This window comes from Pseudomonas sp. TAE6080 (assembly GCF_018732265.1).
Classification (GTDB): Bacteria; Pseudomonadota; Gammaproteobacteria; order Pseudomonadales; family Pseudomonadaceae; genus Aquipseudomonas; species Aquipseudomonas brenneri.
Window position 1 is genome coordinate 78,768 of sequence record NZ_JAHIDY010000015.1, and the last position, 15,655, is coordinate 94,422.

14 protein-coding genes are annotated in these 15,655 nt (G+C 59.1%); 3 read left to right on the forward strand and 11 right to left on the reverse strand.

The annotated features are described in order from the left end of the window. Positions 1–117 precede the first annotated feature (117 nt). From rpoD to rpsU, 3 genes are all read right to left on the reverse strand, one after another. Positions 118–1,968, reverse strand: a complete 1,851-nt coding sequence (rpoD, locus tag KL786_RS13600) for an RNA polymerase sigma factor RpoD (protein ID WP_032858556.1) — start codon at positions 1,966–1,968, stop codon at positions 118–120. Between the two features lie 67 nt (positions 1,969–2,035). Beyond that, a complete protein-coding gene (dnaG, locus tag KL786_RS13605; protein ID WP_215517937.1) occupies positions 2,036–4,006 on the reverse strand; it encodes a DNA primase in 1,971 nt (656 codons plus the stop codon). Between the two features lie 446 nt (positions 4,007–4,452). Beyond that, positions 4,453–4,668: a 30S ribosomal protein S21 gene (rpsU, locus tag KL786_RS13610; protein ID WP_002551877.1), complete on the reverse strand. Its 216-nt coding sequence runs from the start codon at positions 4,666–4,668 to the stop codon at positions 4,453–4,455. A 203-nt stretch (positions 4,669–4,871) separates the two neighbouring features. Between rpsU and tsaD the strand changes: the two genes are divergently transcribed. Beyond that, positions 4,872–5,897, forward strand: a complete 1,026-nt coding sequence (gene tsaD, locus KL786_RS13615) for a tRNA (adenosine(37)-N6)-threonylcarbamoyltransferase complex transferase subunit TsaD (RefSeq protein WP_032858553.1) — start codon at positions 4,872–4,874, stop codon at positions 5,895–5,897. Positions 5,898–5,929: 32 nt separating this feature from the next. Here the strand turns inward: tsaD and plsY are convergent, their stop codons facing one another. Further along, positions 5,930–6,499, reverse strand: coding sequence for a glycerol-3-phosphate 1-O-acyltransferase PlsY (plsY, locus tag KL786_RS13620; RefSeq protein ID WP_029296831.1), 570 nt, complete (start codon positions 6,497–6,499; stop codon positions 5,930–5,932). 74 nt (positions 6,500–6,573) lie between these two features. Here plsY and folB point away from each other — a divergent pair, with 74 nt between their 5' ends. Together folB and folK are read left to right on the forward strand one after the other, a co-directional pair. Next, on the forward strand, positions 6,574–6,927 hold the full coding sequence (gene folB, locus KL786_RS13625; protein WP_029296829.1) for a dihydroneopterin aldolase: 354 nt from the start codon (positions 6,574–6,576) through the stop codon (positions 6,925–6,927). Next, positions 6,918–7,436 carry a 2-amino-4-hydroxy-6-hydroxymethyldihydropteridine diphosphokinase gene (folK, locus tag KL786_RS13630; RefSeq protein ID WP_215517938.1) on the forward strand — a complete coding sequence of 173 codons (519 nt, stop codon included), beginning with the start codon at positions 6,918–6,920 and terminating at the stop codon, positions 7,434–7,436. Before folB ends, folK begins: the two co-directional genes overlap by 10 nt. A gap of 90 nt (positions 7,437–7,526) precedes the next feature. Here folK and KL786_RS13635 read toward each other — a convergent pair whose 3' ends face one another. The 7 genes from KL786_RS13635 to apaG form a co-directional block, all read right to left on the reverse strand. After that, positions 7,527–8,756 carry a multifunctional CCA addition/repair protein gene (locus KL786_RS13635; RefSeq protein WP_215517939.1) on the reverse strand — a complete coding sequence of 410 codons (1,230 nt, stop codon included), beginning with the start codon at positions 8,754–8,756 and terminating at the stop codon, positions 7,527–7,529. A gap of 63 nt (positions 8,757–8,819) precedes the next feature. After that, on the reverse strand, positions 8,820–10,382 hold the full coding sequence (locus tag KL786_RS13640; RefSeq protein ID WP_032858548.1) for a SpoVR family protein: 1,563 nt from the start codon (positions 10,380–10,382) through the stop codon (positions 8,820–8,822). Further along, positions 10,379–11,650, reverse strand: coding sequence for a YeaH/YhbH family protein (locus KL786_RS13645; RefSeq protein ID WP_016977872.1), 1,272 nt, complete (start codon positions 11,648–11,650; stop codon positions 10,379–10,381). The genes KL786_RS13640 and KL786_RS13645 overlap by 4 nt, the downstream gene beginning before the upstream one ends. A 117-nt stretch (positions 11,651–11,767) precedes the next feature. Continuing rightward, positions 11,768–13,690 carry a PrkA family serine protein kinase gene (locus KL786_RS13650; RefSeq protein WP_017739508.1) on the reverse strand — a complete coding sequence of 641 codons (1,923 nt, stop codon included), beginning with the start codon at positions 13,688–13,690 and terminating at the stop codon, positions 11,768–11,770. 283 nt (positions 13,691–13,973) lie between these two features. Further along, positions 13,974–14,303, reverse strand: a complete 330-nt coding sequence (gene glpE, locus KL786_RS13655; RefSeq protein ID WP_215517940.1) for a thiosulfate sulfurtransferase GlpE — start codon at positions 14,301–14,303, stop codon at positions 13,974–13,976. Between the two features lie 32 nt (positions 14,304–14,335). Continuing rightward, positions 14,336–15,187, reverse strand: a complete 852-nt coding sequence (locus tag KL786_RS13660) for a symmetrical bis(5'-nucleosyl)-tetraphosphatase (protein WP_215517941.1) — start codon at positions 15,185–15,187, stop codon at positions 14,336–14,338. Then, complete coding sequence (gene apaG / locus KL786_RS13665) at positions 15,187–15,567, reverse strand: Co2+/Mg2+ efflux facilitator ApaG/CorD (RefSeq protein WP_032858544.1); 381 nt, start codon at positions 15,565–15,567, stop codon at positions 15,187–15,189. The genes KL786_RS13660 and apaG overlap by 1 nt, the downstream gene beginning before the upstream one ends. Between the last annotated feature and the right edge of the window lie 88 nt (positions 15,568–15,655).

Here is a 15,655-nt window from a genome sequence, read left to right on the forward strand (position 1 = left end):
TCGTTATGGCACGGGGAATGTTTCGAGTGTAGACGGGCATTGCGAGGGGGGGTAAAGCGCGGAGAATTTAATCTGCACAAAGCAAAACCCCCAGGCCAGGGCCTGGGGGTTTTGTGATCACTCGTCGAGGAAGGAGCGCAAATGCTCGCTTCTCGTCGGGTGGCGCAACTTGCGCAGCGCCTTGGCTTCGATCTGACGGATCCGCTCGCGGGTCACGTCAAACTGCTTACCGACTTCCTCAAGGGTGTGGTCGGTATTCATGTCGATGCCGAAACGCATGCGCAGTACCTTGGCTTCACGGGCAGTGAGGCCGGACAGTACGTCGCGTGTCGCTTCTTTAAGGCTCTCAACGGTGGCGACATCGATTGGCGACTGCATGGTCGAGTCTTCGATGAAGTCACCCAGGTGGGAGTCTTCGTCATCACCGATCGGGGTTTCCATGGAGATCGGCTCTTTAGCGATCTTCAATACCTTGCGGATTTTATCCTCAGGCATTTCCATGCGTTCGCCCAGCTCTTCCGGGGTCGGTTCACGACCCATTTCCTGCAACATCTGCCGGGAAATACGGTTGAGCTTGTTGATGGTCTCGATCATGTGCACCGGAATACGGATGGTGCGGGCCTGGTCGGCGATCGAGCGAGTGATCGCCTGACGGATCCACCAGGTGGCATAAGTCGAGAACTTGTAGCCACGACGGTATTCGAACTTGTCCACCGCTTTCATCAAGCCGATGTTGCCTTCCTGGATCAGGTCGAGGAATTGCAGGCCACGGTTGGTGTACTTCTTGGCGATGGAGATCACCAGACGCAAGTTCGCTTCAACCATCTCTTTCTTCGCGCGGCGGGCCTTGGCCTCGCCGATCGACATGCGACGGTTGATGTCCTTGATCTCGGCAATCGTCAGACCGGTTTCGGTCTGCAATGCAGTCAGCTTCTGCTGGCAACGAACGATGTCGGCCTGGAAGCGACCAATGGCTTCAGCGTATTTGCTTTTGCCCTTGGCCAGTGCGTCGGTCCAGCTTTCGTCAACTTCATTGCCCGGGAACTGGCGCAGGAAGTCGGCACGCGGCATGCGCGCATCACGGACACAGAGCTGCATGATCGCACGCTCTTGTGCACGCAGACGCTCAAGGGCGCTACGAACCCGCTCAACCAGGCCTTCGAATTGCTTGGGCACCAGCTTGATCGGCATGAACAGCTCAGCCAGGGCCAGCAGTTCGGCGGTTGCCTGCTTGCTGCCACGACCGTGCTTCTTCAGGGCCTTGCGCGCCAGTTCCATCTGATCGGAGACGGCGCCAAAGCGCTGGGCTGCGATGATCGGATCCGGGCCGCTTTCGACTTCTTCTTCGTCGTCGGTGCTGGCTTCAGCCTCGTCGTCGTCGGTCTCGTCGTCCGCTTTCGCGGCTTTGGGGTCGACAGGCGGCGGTATTTCGGCGGCAGGCGGCGCGATGCCGTCGTCCGGGTCGATGTAACCGCTCAGGACGTCGGACAGGCGGCCACCTTCGGTGGTAACGCGGGTGTACTCGGAGAGAATGTGGTCAACCGTGCCTGGGAAGTGCGCGATTGCGCCCATCACTTCACGGATGCCCTCTTCGATACGCTTGGCGATTTCGATTTCGCCTTCGCGTGTCAGCAGCTCGACGGTACCCATTTCACGCATATACATGCGCACAGGGTCGGTGGTACGACCGATATCGGTCTCCACAGCAGCCAGCGCGGCAGCAGCTTCTTCAGCGGCGGCCTCGTCGGTATCGGCGTCCGCCAGCATAAGAGAATCCTTATCTGGCGCAGCTTCGAATACGTTGATCCCCATGTCGTTAATCATGCGGATGATGTCTTCCACCTGTTCCGGATCTGAAATATCCTCCGGCAGGTGGTCGTTGACCTCCGCGTAAGTCAGGTAACCCTGCTCACGACCAAGGACGATCAACTCTTTGATACGAGACTGCTGTTGCGCTTTTCCGGACATAACACCCTATCCACTGAAGGTCTTGGCGGGCAAAAAACAAGCCGAGGATTATACCCGAGCTATGACCTCACGCGCCAGTTGAGGTCGGGTTTGATGCGCAAACATTCTGTTTTAAGAGGTCGCGCATCTGTTTTGCTATCTGAATTTGCTCTTCAGCCGACAATCCCGGCTGCCTTGCTTTCTTGATAAGTTCATCGAGGGTCTGCGTATGCTGGCCCGCAGATAACCTAGTAATGGTGTCTAAAAACTGTTGTTCAAGGTTATCGCCGTCAATTAGCCATTCCTTTTCGGCGAGGGCTTTCAATAGTCGCCCTTGTTCTGTTCCGTGCCAGCGGGCCATCAACTGGATTGAGTTTAGCTTAGGATTTTTCTGCACGGCCTCGATCAGGGCGATTAGCACCTGAGCGTAGGTATTGCTCTCGTTGGCAAAATGCTCGGCACTTTCTACCTTGCCCGCCAGTTGCGGGTGGTGGATCAGGGTGCGCAGGGCAATCAGCGTCGGGGCTTCTACGGCCACCGGCGTACGGGGGGCGTACGACTCGTCGCGGTCGCCGCGCTTGCCGTTTTTACTCCAGGGCTTCTTGTCCCACTTTTTGCCGCCATCGCCGGGTTTCTTCGGCGTCCACTCCTGTTGAGGCGCAAAGGCTTCTTGGGGCTGGTGAAAGTCAGCGTAGTCCGGCATGGCGTCGTAGTCGAAGCCTGGATCGTAAGCCGGTGGCGCATTCTGTGGTGCGCTATGCACCAGTTGGCTGACTGCCTCGCCGCTCAGGCCGGTGATTTCCAGCAGGCGCTGGCGCATCAGGGCCTTGAGGTTGGCGCCGGGTACCTTGTCGATCAGCGGTGCCGCGAGCGTGGCCATGTGGGCCTTGCCTTCGAGGGAGCGCGGATCGGCTTCTTCAGTCAATTGCTGGAAGAAATAATCGGCCAGCGGTTGTGCGTGCTGATGAATGCGCGCGCGGAACGCATCGGTGCCTTCGGAGCGCACCAGGGTGTCCGGGTCTTCGCCTTCGGGCAGGAACAGAAAGCGCGCGCGGCGCCCATCCTGCAGGCTCGACAGCGTGGCTTCGAGGGCGCGCCAGGCGGCATTGCGGCCGGCCTGGTCGCCGTCGAAGCAGAACAGCACGCTGGGCACCACGCGAAACAGGCGCTTCATGTGTTCTTCACTGGTGGCGGTGCCGAGGGTCGCCACGGCATTGCGCAGACCTTGTTGGGCCAGGGCGATGACGTCCATATAGCCTTCGACCACGATGATTTCATCGAGGTTGCGATTGTTCTTGCGCGCTTCGAACAGGCCGTAGAGTTCCTGGCCCTTGTGAAACACCGGGGTTTCCGGGGAGTTCAGGTATTTAGGCTTGTCGTCGCCCAGCACCCGGCCACCAAAGGCAATGATGCGGCCACGGCTGTCGCGGATCGGGAACATCACCCGGTCGCGGAAGCGGTCATAACGCTTGCCAGTCTCGGCGTTTTCCACCAGCAGGCCGGCGTCGATCATGGCTTTTTGCTGCAGGGTGTCGCTGCTCAGGTGCTTGTACAGGTTGTCCCAGCCTGGCGGGGCGAAGCCCAGGCCAAAGTCGCGAGCGATTTCCCCGGTCAGGCCGCGGCCCTTGAGGTAGTTCACGGCGGCTTTGTGCTGGGGATGGCTTTTTAGTGCCTGGCGGTAGAACTCGGCGGCGGCGGTGAGCAGCGGGTACAGCGGCGAGTCGGTGGGCTGGCGCGGTTTGTGCGGCCGGCCACTTTCTTCGCGAGGGATTTCCATGCCGGCGGCCTTGGCCAGTTCCTCGACGGCCTGGGGGAAATCCAGGTTGTCGTGGTCCATGATAAAGCCGAGGGCGTTGCCGCCAGCGCCGCAGCCGAAGCAGTAATAGAACTGCTTGTCGGGGCTGACGCTGAATGATGGGGTTTTTTCTTTGTGGAACGGGCAGCAGGCGGTGTAGTTCTTGCCAGCCTTTTTCATTTGCACGCGCGAGCTGACAACATCGACGATGTCGGTGCGGTTCAGAAGGTCGTCAATAAAGCTCTGGGGAATTAGCCCGGCCATGGCGTTCTCGTCATCACTGCGTGTAAATGAGGGCCCGCGACACACTCAAGGCGCACTTGGCGGCGTCTTGATCATCGATTGTCTGTTTGGGCTGTCAGGAAGTCTATCTGTCGAGCGTTCACTGACGTTAGTTCCAATCAGTCTTCGACGTGTTTGAAAGTGTTGCCCTGGAGTCCGGTCACGGCCAATGGCGGCCTCGGAAGCTCATCGTGGGGCACAGCCGATCTATTGATCGCCTGCCTGAAAAATAGGTGTGCTCGTCAGTAGCCTTGATAGGCTCGTCAGAAGAGACGTGCACCGCTGGCAAAAGAGCCAGTCCTGACGTGTGAAGCTTTGTCTCGGTCGCGTGTGCGGCGTCGACGGTGAAGCATCAAGCGATATCTGCAAATGCCAACAGCCCGGCTGAGGGCCGGGCTTGGCAGAAGCTTGCTACGAACGTCTGTGTATTAGTACAGACGAACGGCGCGGCGCTGTTCGCGCTGAACTTTCTTGGCGTGACGCTTAACAGCGGCTGCTGCTTTACGCTTACGCTCAGAAGTTGGCTTCTCATAAAATTCGCGGCTACGAACTTCAGCCAGAACACCGGCTTTTTCGCAGGAGCGCTTGAAACGACGCAGAGCTACGTCGAAGGGTTCGTTCTCTTTTACTTTGACGGCTGGCATCCAGAGCTACCTTCTTTCATTACCGGGAATCAACGTTCTCGTCGCAAAAAATTCGCGGCTGAGGTCGTCGGTTTTTAAGGGTTGCGGATGTTAACCCCTCATTGACCGGAATGCAAAGCCTCTGATCGAAAACCGCTGGTCGGGGCCGGAAGTGGCGACTATTATGCGCGCCTTCGAATTCAGCCTCTACAAGGCGCAAACCCATGTTAGTACTGGGCTTAGAAACCTCCTGCGACGAGACCGGCGTCGCGCTTTACGACAGTGAACGCGGGCTTTTGGCCGATGCACTGTTCAGTCAGATCGACTTGCACCGCGCCTATGGCGGCGTGGTGCCGGAGCTGGCCAGCCGTGATCACGTCAAACGCATGCTGCCATTGATCCGCCAGGTGTTGGACGAGGCCGATTGTGTCGCGACCGAGATTGATGCCATTGCCTACACCGCCGGCCCTGGATTGGTCGGGGCCCTGCTGGTTGGGGCTTCCTGCGCCCAGGCACTGGCATTTGCCTGGGGTATTCCAGCCCTTGGCGTGCACCATATGGAAGGCCATTTATTGGCACCCATGCTGGAAGAAAACCCACCCGGGTTCCCGTTCGTCGCTTTGTTGGTTTCGGGGGGGCATACGCAGTTGGTTCAGGTCGATGCAATCGGTCAGTACACGCTTCTGGGGGAAACCCTGGACGATGCCGCCGGCGAAGCTTTCGACAAGACTGCCAAGATGATGGGCCTCAATTATCCCGGTGGGCCGGAAATCGCGCGCCTGGCGCAAAAAGGCGTGGCAGGGCGCTATACCTTCCCGCGTCCCATGTGTGATCGCCCGGGCCTGATGTTCAGCTTCAGTGGCTTGAAAACCTCGGCCTTGAACACCTGGCAGCAAAGCGTCAGCGCCGGGGACGACAGTGAGCAAGTCCGTTGCGACATCTCTCTGGCGTTCCAGCAGGCGGTGGTGGAGACTTTGACCATCAAGTGCAAGCGCGCCTTGAAGCAGGCGGGCATGAAGCGCCTGGTGATTGCTGGCGGCGTCAGCGCCAACCAGGCGTTACGTCTGTCGCTGGAAAAAATGCTCGGCGACCTCAAGGGCGATGTGTTTTACGCGCGCCCCGAGTTCTGCACCGATAACGGCGCGATGATCGCTTTTGCCGGTTGCCAGCGCTTGCAGGCAGGCCAGCACGAGAGCCTGGCCATCAGCGTGCAGGCGCGCTGGCCGATGGAGCAGTTGCCGCCGTTGTGATCGACGAACATGAGCCGGGTTCACCGGGGTATTTAAAAATGCCGTTCGCGCCCGGCAAACAGGTCGCGTAAATTGCCGCGATGGCGCCAGACGATCAGCAGGGTGAGCACGCTCATCGGTAGCAGCGCTGCCGGTTCCTGCCAGGCCAGCAGCGGCAGGGTCAGGGGGGTGGCGATCAACGCTGCGAGGGAGCTGGTGCGGGTCAGGTAGAACGTCAGCAACCAGGCGGCAATGGCCAGTAGCGCCGCTGGCGGGTAGATCCCCAGCAGCATGCCGGCCGCCGTCGCGACGCCCTTGCCGCCGCGAAAGCGAAAGTACAGTGGGAACAGATGGCCGAGCACGGCGCATACGCCAATCCAGGCTTGTTGTTGCAGGGAGAGGCCGGCGAGATCGGCGATCAGTACCGGCAACAGGCCTTTGCAGACGTCGCCGAACAACGTCAGTACGGCGAGTTTTTTACCGGCCAGGCGCAACATGTTGGTGGCGCCGGCATTGCCTGAGCCACTCATTCGCGGGTCGGGATTTCCCGTCAGGCGGCTGAGCAAGATGGCAAAGGACAGCGAGCCGAGCAGGTAGGCGAGGGTCGCCAGTAACCAAGACATGCTAACTATTCCGGGCGAGGACGCCTTGATTCTAACGGGGCATTGCGCCCTTGTCGTGCTGTGGAGAAGAGTGCTTGGACAGAGTGTTTATCGAAGGCCTGGAAGTCGACACCGTGATCGGGGCCTACGACTGGGAGCGAGGTATCCGTCAGTGCCTGCGCCTGGACCTGAGTTTCGCCTGGGACAATCGCCCGGCCGCGGCCGGTGATGACCTGACCCTGGCGCTCGACTACGCCAGTGTTTCCACACGTATCCAGGCTTTTGCCGCGCAAGCGCAATTCCAGCTGGTGGAAACGTTTGCCGAGCGCCTGGCGCAAGTTTTGATGGAAGAGTTCCAGATTCCCTGGCTGCACCTCAAGTTGACCAAGCCCGGTGCCGTCCCGGCTGCCAAGGGCGTGGGCGTGGAGATCGAGCGCGGATGTCGCTAACTCAGGTTTACCTTGGTCTTGGCAGCAATATCGAGCGCGAGCCTCATTTGCATGCGGGCCTTGACGCGCTCTCAGGCTTTTTGACGGGTTTGCGCTGCTCCGCCGTGTTCGAAAGCCAGCCGGTGGGAATCAAGAGTGGACCGTTCTTCAATCTGGTGGTGTCGGCGTATACCGATTTATCGTTGGCGGAACTGGATCGGCGGTTGAAGTCGATCGAGGCCGATAATGGCCGCTATGCCCCGAATCGCAAGGGGCTGCCACTGGATATTGATGTGTTGTTGTATGGCGACCTGACCGGTGATTTCGATGGTCTGGTGTTGCCGCGGGCGGAAATCCTGAAGAACGCCTTTGTGTTGTGGCCGCTGTCGTTGATGGCGCCGGAACGTGTGCATCCTGTAGTGGGCAAAACGTTTGCCGCGTTGTGGCGCGATGCACAGATCGATCAGGTGCTGGCACCTGTGGTCTTCAAATGGCGCGACCAGCAACTGACCCCGGACGTTCTTCTGTAGGAGCGAGCTTGCTCGCGAAAAACATCAACGATAACGCGGGCATACAGGTTTACTGTGTCGTTCTGGCGTTTTTCGCGGGCAAGCCCGCTCCTACAGTGAATGTTGTTCCTTGTAGGCTTTCAGGGCCTTGAGCCGTTCGCGCTTGAGGGCTTCGCCCAGTTCCGGGCCCTTGAAGCCTTTCTCCAGCAGCGGCGCCACTGCAACACCTCGCGCCACCTGCGCGGCAGCCCGTAAATAATCCGCCTGTGGATAACTTCTCTGCTCAAGGCCCTTGCGCCCACGCGCGTCCATTTCGCATGCGACGATAAACTCTTCGAAGCGCTGTGGCCGGCGGAATACATCAAAACTCTGCAGCAACTCCAGCAGCGTCGAAGCCTTGAGCTCCAGCGCCCGATGACCGTGGGTGTGGTATTCACCTACCAGCAGCGCCAGTTCCTGGCAGTCTTTCGGTGCTTTGAAGCGCTCATTGATCGCCTTGATCAGCTTCAGGCCCCTCTGTTCGTGGGCGATGTGTCGGGGCAACTTATCCACAGGCGTCAGGCCCTTGCCCAGATCATGCAGCAGGCAAGCCCAGCGCACGGTCAAGGGTTGGCGGTGCAGGGCGGCCTGTTCCAGCACGCTCAAGGTGTGAATGCCGGTATCAATTTCTGGATGGTGCGCTTCGGGTTGTGGAACGCCGAACAGCGCATCCACTTCCGGCAGCAAGGTTTTCAGGGCGTGACAGTCGCGCAGCACCTGGATAAATACCTGGGGCTGATCTTCCATCAGCGCCCGGGAAATTTCCTTCCAGCACCGCTCGGGTGTCAGGGCTTCCAGTTCGCCGGAGTCACTGAGCTGGTGCATGAGTTCGAGGGTTTCGGGGGCGACGGTAAACCCAAGTCCGGCATAACGTGCGGCAAATCGTGCGACCCGCAGGACTCGCAGGGGATCTTCGGCGAATGCCGGGGAAACGTGACGTAAAATGCGGGCTTTGAGATCACGTTGGCCGTGGTACGGATCGGTCAGGTTACCGTCGTCATCCTCGGCCATGGCGTTGATGGTCAGGTCGCGGCGGATCAGGTCTTCTTCCAGGGTGACATCGGGGCTGGCGTGAAACACAAAACCGCCATAACCCCGGCCACTCTTGCGTTCGGTGCGGGCGAGGGCGTATTCGTCGCCATTACTCGGGTCAAGGAACACAGGGAAGTCAGAGCCCACAGGCTTGTAGCCCCTGGCGAGCATTTCTTCGGTGGTGGCACCTACAACGACGCGGTCGATATCGGTAACCGGGATGCCCAGCAGGCGATCACGTACCGCACCGCCGACTTTGTAAATTCGCATGAAAAAGCCTCCATTAGCCCTACAGGATAACGCCTGTGCCTGGCCAATGGAGGCAATGCTGCGTCAAAGGTGAATGACGGCCAGGTCCAGGCGGCCGTAATCGTTGTCGTTGTGTTCGTTGCGCGGTGGCACGTGGTGAGTCTTCATGACCTGATCGCCTTGCAGCGTTTCCAGATGAATATCGAACCCCCATAGCCGGTGCAAGTGCTTGAGTACTTCGTCTGTGGACTCTCCCAGGGGTTTGCGGTCATGTTGCTGGTGGCGCAGGGTCAGGGAGCGATCTCCGCGCATATCGATACTGTAGATCTGCACGTTGGGCTCGCGGTTGCCCAGGTTGTACTGGGCCGCCAGGGTCTCGCGGATGGTGCGGTAACCGGCTTCGTCGTGGATCGCGGGTACCAGCAGGTCGTCCTTGAGGTCGTCATCCATGATGCTGAACAGTTTGAGGTCGCGGATCACCTGGGGCGACAGGTACTGCAGGATAAAACTCTCATCCTTGAAGCTGCTCATGGCGAACTTGATGGTTGATAGCCAGTCGCTGCCGGCGATCTCCGGGAACCAGCGGCGATCCTCTTCGGTCGGGTGTTCGCACATACGCCGGATATCGCGATACATGGCAAAGCCCAGTGCATAGGGGTTGATGCCGCTGTAGTAGGGGCTGTCAAAGCCCGGCTGGAAGACCACGCTGGTATGGGAGGTGAGGAACTCCATCATGAAGCCATCAGTCACGAGCCCTTCGTCATACAGGTCGTTCATCAGGGTGTAATGCCAGAACGTGGCCCAACCCTCGTTCATCACCTGGGTCTGGCGCTGTGGATAGAAATACTGGGCGATCTTGCGCACGATCCGCACGATTTCCCGTTGCCATGGCTCCAGCAGCGGGGCGTGTTTTTCCAGGAAGTAGAGGATGTTTTCCTGGGGCTCGACGGGGAAGCGTGCATTGTCCTTGTCGCTGTTTTTGTCGGCACGTTTGGGGATGGTGCGCCACAGGTCGTTGATCTGCTTTTGCAGATGCTCTTCTCGATCCTTCTGCCGCAGCCGTTCCTCCTCCGCGGAAATGGGGTAGGGGCGCTTGTAGCGGTCCACCCCGTAGTTCATCAGGGCATGACAGGAATCGAGCAGGTCTTCCACCGCATCGATCCCGTGGCGCTCCTCGCATTGCATGATGTACTGCTTGGCGAACACCAGGTAATCGATGATCGAGCTGGCGTCGGTCCAGGTGCGGAACAGGTAGTTGCCCTTGAAAAAACTGTTGTGGCCATAGCACGCATGAGCCACCACCAGCGCCTGCATGCAGATGGTGTTTTCTTCCATTAGGTAGGCAATGCACGGGTCGGAGTTGATCACGATCTCGTAGGCCAGCCCCATCTGGCCCCGGGTGTAGGACTTCTCGGTGCTGAGGAAGTGCTTGCCGTAGGACCAATGGTGATAGCCCAGGGGCATGCCCACCGAGGCATACGCGTCCATCATCTGCTCGGCGGTGATCACTTCGATCTGGTTGGGATAGGTATCCAGAGCATATCCGGCCGCAATGCGGCTGATTTCCCGGTCATAGGCCTGGATCAGTTCGAAGGTCCATTCGGACCCCGTGGAAATGGGTTGGCGCTTATGCTCTTTGGCGGTCATGTCACTAACCTGCGCTGGAAGAGTTCACGGAAGACCGGATAGATATCGCCGGCCGAGACCAGTTGTTGCTGGGCGAAAGTATCGGCGAAAGCTTCACCGATGCGTTCGTATTCGAACCACAGGGCCTGGTGCTCGCGGGGGGTAATCTCCACATAAGTGTAGTACTGCACGAACGGCATGATCTGGTTGATCAGGATGTCGCGGCAGATGGGCGAGTCGTCGTTCCAGTTGTCGCCATCGGAAGCCTGGGCGGCGTAGATGTTCCATTCGTTGGCGGGATAGCGCTCAGCCATGATTTCCTGCATCAGTTTCAGCGCGCTGGAGACGATGGTGCCGCCGGTCTCCCTGGAATAGAAGAACTCTTCTTCGTCGACCTCGCGGGCACTGGTGTGATGGCGAATGAAGACGACGTCGATCTTGTCGTAGTTTCGCTTGAGAAACAGGTACAGCAGGATAAAGAAGCGCTTGGCGATGTCCTTGGTCGCCTGGGTCATCGAGCCGGAAACGTCCATCAGGCAGAACATTACCGCCTTGGAGCTGGGGTTGGGTTGCTTGACCAGCAGGTTGTATTTCAAGTCGAAGGTGTCGAGGAATGGCACGCGGTGAATGCGCGCGCTGAGTTTCTCGATTTCTGCCTCGATTTCCTGGATATCGCCGAAGTTGTCCGGTTCTTCGCGCTTCAATCGCGCCAATTCTTCCTTGGCCTCCTTGAGTTTGGCGCGGCTGCTACCCGACAGGGCGATACGCCTCGCATGGGCCGAGCGTAGGGTGCGGATGATATTGATCCGCGAGGGGTTTCCCTCGTTGCTGATGCCGGCGCGTACGGTCTTGAAGGTGTCGGTGCCGGTCAGGTTGCGCTTGACCAGGTTGGGCAGTTCCAGGTCCTCGAACATGAATTCGAGGAATTCCTCCTGGGTAATCTGGAACACGAACTCGTCCATGCCTTCGCCGGAGTTGCCGGCCTTGCCTGGGCCTTTACCGCCCCCGCCGCCTTGAGGGCGCTGGATATGCTCGCCGGTGGTGAATTCCTTGTTTCCCGGATGAACCACGGTCTGCTTGCCGCCGCGGCCGTGATGCAGCACCGGTTCGTCGATATCACGACCGGGAATGCTGATCTGCTCGCCATGCTCCATATCGGTAATGGAACGGCGACTCACCGCCTCTTCGACGGCTTTTTTGATGTGGTCACGGTAACGCCGCAGGAAACGCTGACGGTTTACCGTGCTCTTGTTCTTGCCATTGAGGCGTCGGTCGATCACATAGCTCATGGGGCCCTCCGGGGAGCTTCAAGTCGTAAGCTTCAAGCTGCAAGAGAGAGCCCGTTAACGCAGGGCCCAGTGGCTTTTCTCTTGCAGCTTGCAGCTAGAAGCTTGCAGCTGCTTCTCTCACTGCGATTTCCGGACCCGTAGGTACCATTCCGAAAGAAGTCGTACCTGTTTGTCGGTGTAGCCACGCTCGACCATTCGTGTGACGAAGTCGTTGTGTTTTTGCTGGTCCTCCTTGCTGGCCTTGGCGTTGAAGCTGATGACTGGCAGCAGGTCCTCGGTGTTGGAGAACATTTTCTTCTCGATGACCACCCGCAGCTTCTCGTAGCTGAGCCAGGTAGGGTTCTTGCCGTTGTTGTTGGCCCGGGCGCGCAGTACGAAGTTGACGATTTCGTTGCGGAAATCCTTCGGATTGCTGATGCCGGCCGGTTTTTCGATCTTCTCCAGTTCCTCGTTGAGGGCTACGCGGTTGAGGATCTCGCCGGTTTCCGGGTCGCGGTATTCCTGGTCCTGGATCCAGAAGTCTGCGTAAAGCACATAGCGATCGAAGATGTTCTGCCCGTATTCGCTGTAGGACTCCAGGTAAGCGGTCTGGATTTCCTTGCCGATGAACTCGATATAGCGCGGTGCCAGGTACTCCTTGAGGAAGCGCAGGTAGCGCTCGCGGGTTTCGGCCTGGAATTGCTCCTGTTCGATCTGCTGTTCCAGTACATAGAGCAGGTGCACCGGGTTGGCCGCGATCTCATGGGGGTCGAAGTTGAAGACCTTGGACAGGATCTTGAACGCGAAGCGGGTCGACAGGCCGTTCATGCCCTCATCCACGCCCGCCGTATCGCGGTACTCCTGGATCGACTTGGCCTTGGGGTCGGTGTCCTTGAGGTTTTCCCCGTCGTAGACGCGCATTTTCGAATAGATGTTCGAGTTTTCCGGCTCCTTGAGGCGCGACAGCACGGTGAACTGGGCGAGCATCTTCAGGGTGTCTGGTGCGCAATGGGCCTTGGCCAGGGAGCTGTTGAACAGCAGCTTGTCGTAAATCTTGATTTCATCGCTGACTCGCAGGCAGTACGGGACCTTGACGATATAGATCCGGTCGATGAAGGCTTCGTTGTTCTTGTTGTTGCGGAAGGTGTGCCACTCCGATTCGTTGGAGTGGGCCAGCAGGATGCCAGTGAACGGAATCGCCCCCAGGCCTTCGGTACTGTTGTAGTTGCCTTCCTGGGTCGCGGTGAGCAGTGGGTGCAGCACCTTGATCGGCGCCTTGAACATCTCCACGAACTCCATCAGGCCCTGGTTGGCCCGGCACAGCGCGCCCGAGTAGCTATAGGCATCGGCGTCGTTCTGTGGGAACTCCTCCAGTTTGCGGATATCGACCTTGCCCACCAGCGCCGAAATATCCTGGTTGTTCTCATCCCCCGGTTCGGTCTTGGCGACACCGATCTGGTTGAGGATCGACGGATAGAGCTTCACCACCCGGAACTGGCTGATATCGCCGCCAAACTCGGCCAGGCGCTTGGTGGCCCAGGGCGACATGATGGTATTGAGGTAGCGCCGTGGGATGCCGAAGTCTTCTTCGAGGATTGCGCCATCTTCCGTGGCGTTGAACAGGCCAAGGGGCGACTCGAACACCGGGGAGCCCTTGATCGCGTAGAACGGCACCTTTTCGATCAGTTGCTTGAGTTTTTCGGCCAGGGAAGATTTACCGCCGCCCACGGGGCCGAGCAGGTAAAGGATCTGTTTCTTCTCTTCCAGGCCTTGGGCGGCATGGCGGAAGTAGGAGACGATCTGGTCGATGCATTCTTCCATGCCATGGAAGTCTTCAAAGGCCGGGTAACGGCGGATCACCTTGTTGGAGAAAATTCGCGACAGCCGTGAATTGTTGGAGGTGTCTACCAGCTCCGGCTCACCAATCGCCAGTAGCAGGCGCTCGGCGGCCGATGCGTAGGTGCTGCGGTCTTTTTTGCACAGCTCAAGATACTCTTGCAGCGTGAGTTCTTCCTGCTGTGTGGACTCGAAGCGTTGTTGGAAGTGGCTAAAAATACTCATGACGTCGTCACCTCGCTCGATACGTGGAGCCGACGCCGGATCAATCAGTCGATGCTGGCAGCCAGTGGCGCTTGCCGTGGCCATTTCCCCCCAGAACACCCTGAAACGCTACCGATGACCCGCACGCCGGTGTACCGGCTCTCCCCTGTTTTGGATGGCCTGCGCTTAATGATAGTTGGGAATCCGGGAGGTCAAGGCAAGATGCCGAATTAGTTTGGGCGCACCGTTCGTCAGAAACGGCGCGAGCCCAAGCTTGACGCGGGGTAGCGGGGTTTGAAAAAAATTATTGCGAATCGCCTGTGGCAATTTCTGCCGGATAGGTCGTACGCCATAGCTCAAAGCCACCGTCCAGGCTGTAGACATCGGAGAAGCCCTGGCTGACCAGATGGGCGGCCGCGCTCTGGCTGGAGTTACCGTGATAGCAGGCAACGATCAGCGGTGCGTCGAGGTCGGCGGCACGGATGAAGTCGGCGATATTGACGTTGTCCAAATGCTTGGCCCCGGCGATATGGGCCGCAGCGTAAGTAGGCTGGTCACGGATGTCCACCACCACGGCGCCTTGCTCACGCAGGGCTTGGGCTTGTTCGGGAGGGATACGTTTGAATTCGCTCATGGCGGGCTCCTTGGGCGGGCGGCAAGCGGCGTCTAGCGCTTGGCGGCAGCCGGCAGTGTAACGGGAAGGGGAGATTCGCACTGGCAGCTCAGGCGCTCGCCGGTGTCGATGTTCATCAGGGTCATGGCGCCGCCCCAGACACATCCGGTGTCGAGGGCGAATACGCCGGGCTCGTCGCAGTGGCCTTCAAGGGCGGCCCAGTGACCGAAGATGATCTTCGTCTCACGAGTCTTGCGCTCCTTGTGGGCGAACCAGGGTTTATAGCCGGGCAGGGCGGTTTCTGCGCCTTCCTTGCTCTTTAGGTCGAGTTTGCCTTCGGCGGTGCAAAAGCGCATGCGCGTGAAGTAGTTGGTGATGACTCGCAGGCGGGCGACGCCTGTCAGGTCGTTATCCCACTTGACCGGCTCATTGCCGTACATGCCGTCCAGATAAGTGGCGAACAGGGTGTCATCGGCCAGGGCGGCTTCGACTTCGGCGGCACATTTGAGCGCCTTCTTGAGGGTCCACTGCGGCGGGATGCCGGCATGCACCAGGGCGGTATTACGGCTTTCATCGTAATGCACGAGTTTCTGCCGACGCAGCCAGTCGAGCAGCTCGGCGCGATCCGGTGCTTCGAGGATTTCGCGCAGGGTGTCGCCTTTTTTCAGGCGCTCGATGTTATTGCCGGCCGCCAGCAGGTGCAGGTCATGGTTGCCCAGCACGCACACCAGGGAATCGCGTAGACGATAAAGGTAGCGCAGGGTTTCCAGGGATTGCGGGCCGCGGTTGACCAGGTCGCCCACCAGCCACAGGCGATCCTTGGCTGGGTCGAAGGCTACGCGGTCAAGCAGGCATTTGAGCGGCTCCAGGCAGCCTTGCAGGTCGCCGACAGCATAGGTTGCCATCAGTGCAGGGCTCCCGGCACCGCCAGGCGGAAGGGGGCAATGATGGCGTCGAAGTGTTTGCCGTCGTCGGCCAGCATCTGGTAGCTGCCTTGCATCGTGCCGACCTTGGAGGTCATCACGGTGCCGCTGCTGTAGGTGTGGCTTGCGCCGCTGCCGATCAGTGGCTGTTGGCCGATGACGCCGGCACCGCGCACTTCCTCGACATGGCCGTCACCGTCGGTGATCACCCAGTGGCGAGACAACAGCTTGGCAGGCACCTGGCCATTGTTCTTCACCGTGACGGTGTAGGCAAAGGCATAGCGATTCTGTTCGGGTTGCGATTGTTCCGCCAGGAAGCGGGTGACGACGCTGACGTCGATCTGATAGCGAGGATCGGACATGCAAGAGGCCTTAAGAGCAAAAGCGGAGGACAGCAGATGCGGATCAGTCTAGGCCATGAGGTGGGCACTAGGCCAGACATGCTGTCTG

Bases quoted from the DNA above. Each gene is read 5' to 3' on its own strand.
- KL786_RS13660 (WP_215517941.1), bottom strand. From the start codon at position 15,187: ATGGCAACCTATGCTGTCGGCGACCTGCAAGGCTGCCTGGAGCCGCTC.
- KL786_RS13650 (WP_017739508.1), bottom strand. From the start codon at position 13,690: ATGAGTATTTTTAGCCACTTCCAACAACGCTTCGAGTCCACACAGCAG.
- dnaG (WP_215517937.1), bottom strand. From the start codon at position 4,006: ATGGCCGGGCTAATTCCCCAGAGCTTTATTGACGACCTTCTGAACCGC.
- KL786_RS13640 (WP_032858548.1), bottom strand. From the start codon at position 10,382: ATGACCGCCAAAGAGCATAAGCGCCAACCCATTTCCACGGGGTCCGAA.
- KL786_RS13645 (WP_016977872.1), bottom strand. From the start codon at position 11,650: ATGAGCTATGTGATCGACCGACGCCTCAATGGCAAGAACAAGAGCACG.
- glpE (WP_215517940.1), bottom strand. From the start codon at position 14,303: ATGAGCGAATTCAAACGTATCCCTCCCGAACAAGCCCAAGCCCTGCGT.
- KL786_RS13635 (WP_215517939.1), bottom strand. From the start codon at position 8,756: ATGCGAATTTACAAAGTCGGCGGTGCGGTACGTGATCGCCTGCTGGGC.
- folK (WP_215517938.1), top strand. From the start codon at position 6,918: ATGTCGCTAACTCAGGTTTACCTTGGTCTTGGCAGCAATATCGAGCGC.
- rpsU (WP_002551877.1), bottom strand. From the start codon at position 4,668: ATGCCAGCCGTCAAAGTAAAAGAGAACGAACCCTTCGACGTAGCTCTG.
- plsY (WP_029296831.1), bottom strand. From the start codon at position 6,499: ATGTCTTGGTTACTGGCGACCCTCGCCTACCTGCTCGGCTCGCTGTCC.
- tsaD (WP_032858553.1), top strand. From the start codon at position 4,872: ATGTTAGTACTGGGCTTAGAAACCTCCTGCGACGAGACCGGCGTCGCG.
- rpoD (WP_032858556.1), bottom strand. From the start codon at position 1,968: ATGTCCGGAAAAGCGCAACAGCAGTCTCGTATCAAAGAGTTGATCGTC.
- apaG (WP_032858544.1), bottom strand. From the start codon at position 15,567: ATGTCCGATCCTCGCTATCAGATCGACGTCAGCGTCGTCACCCGCTTC.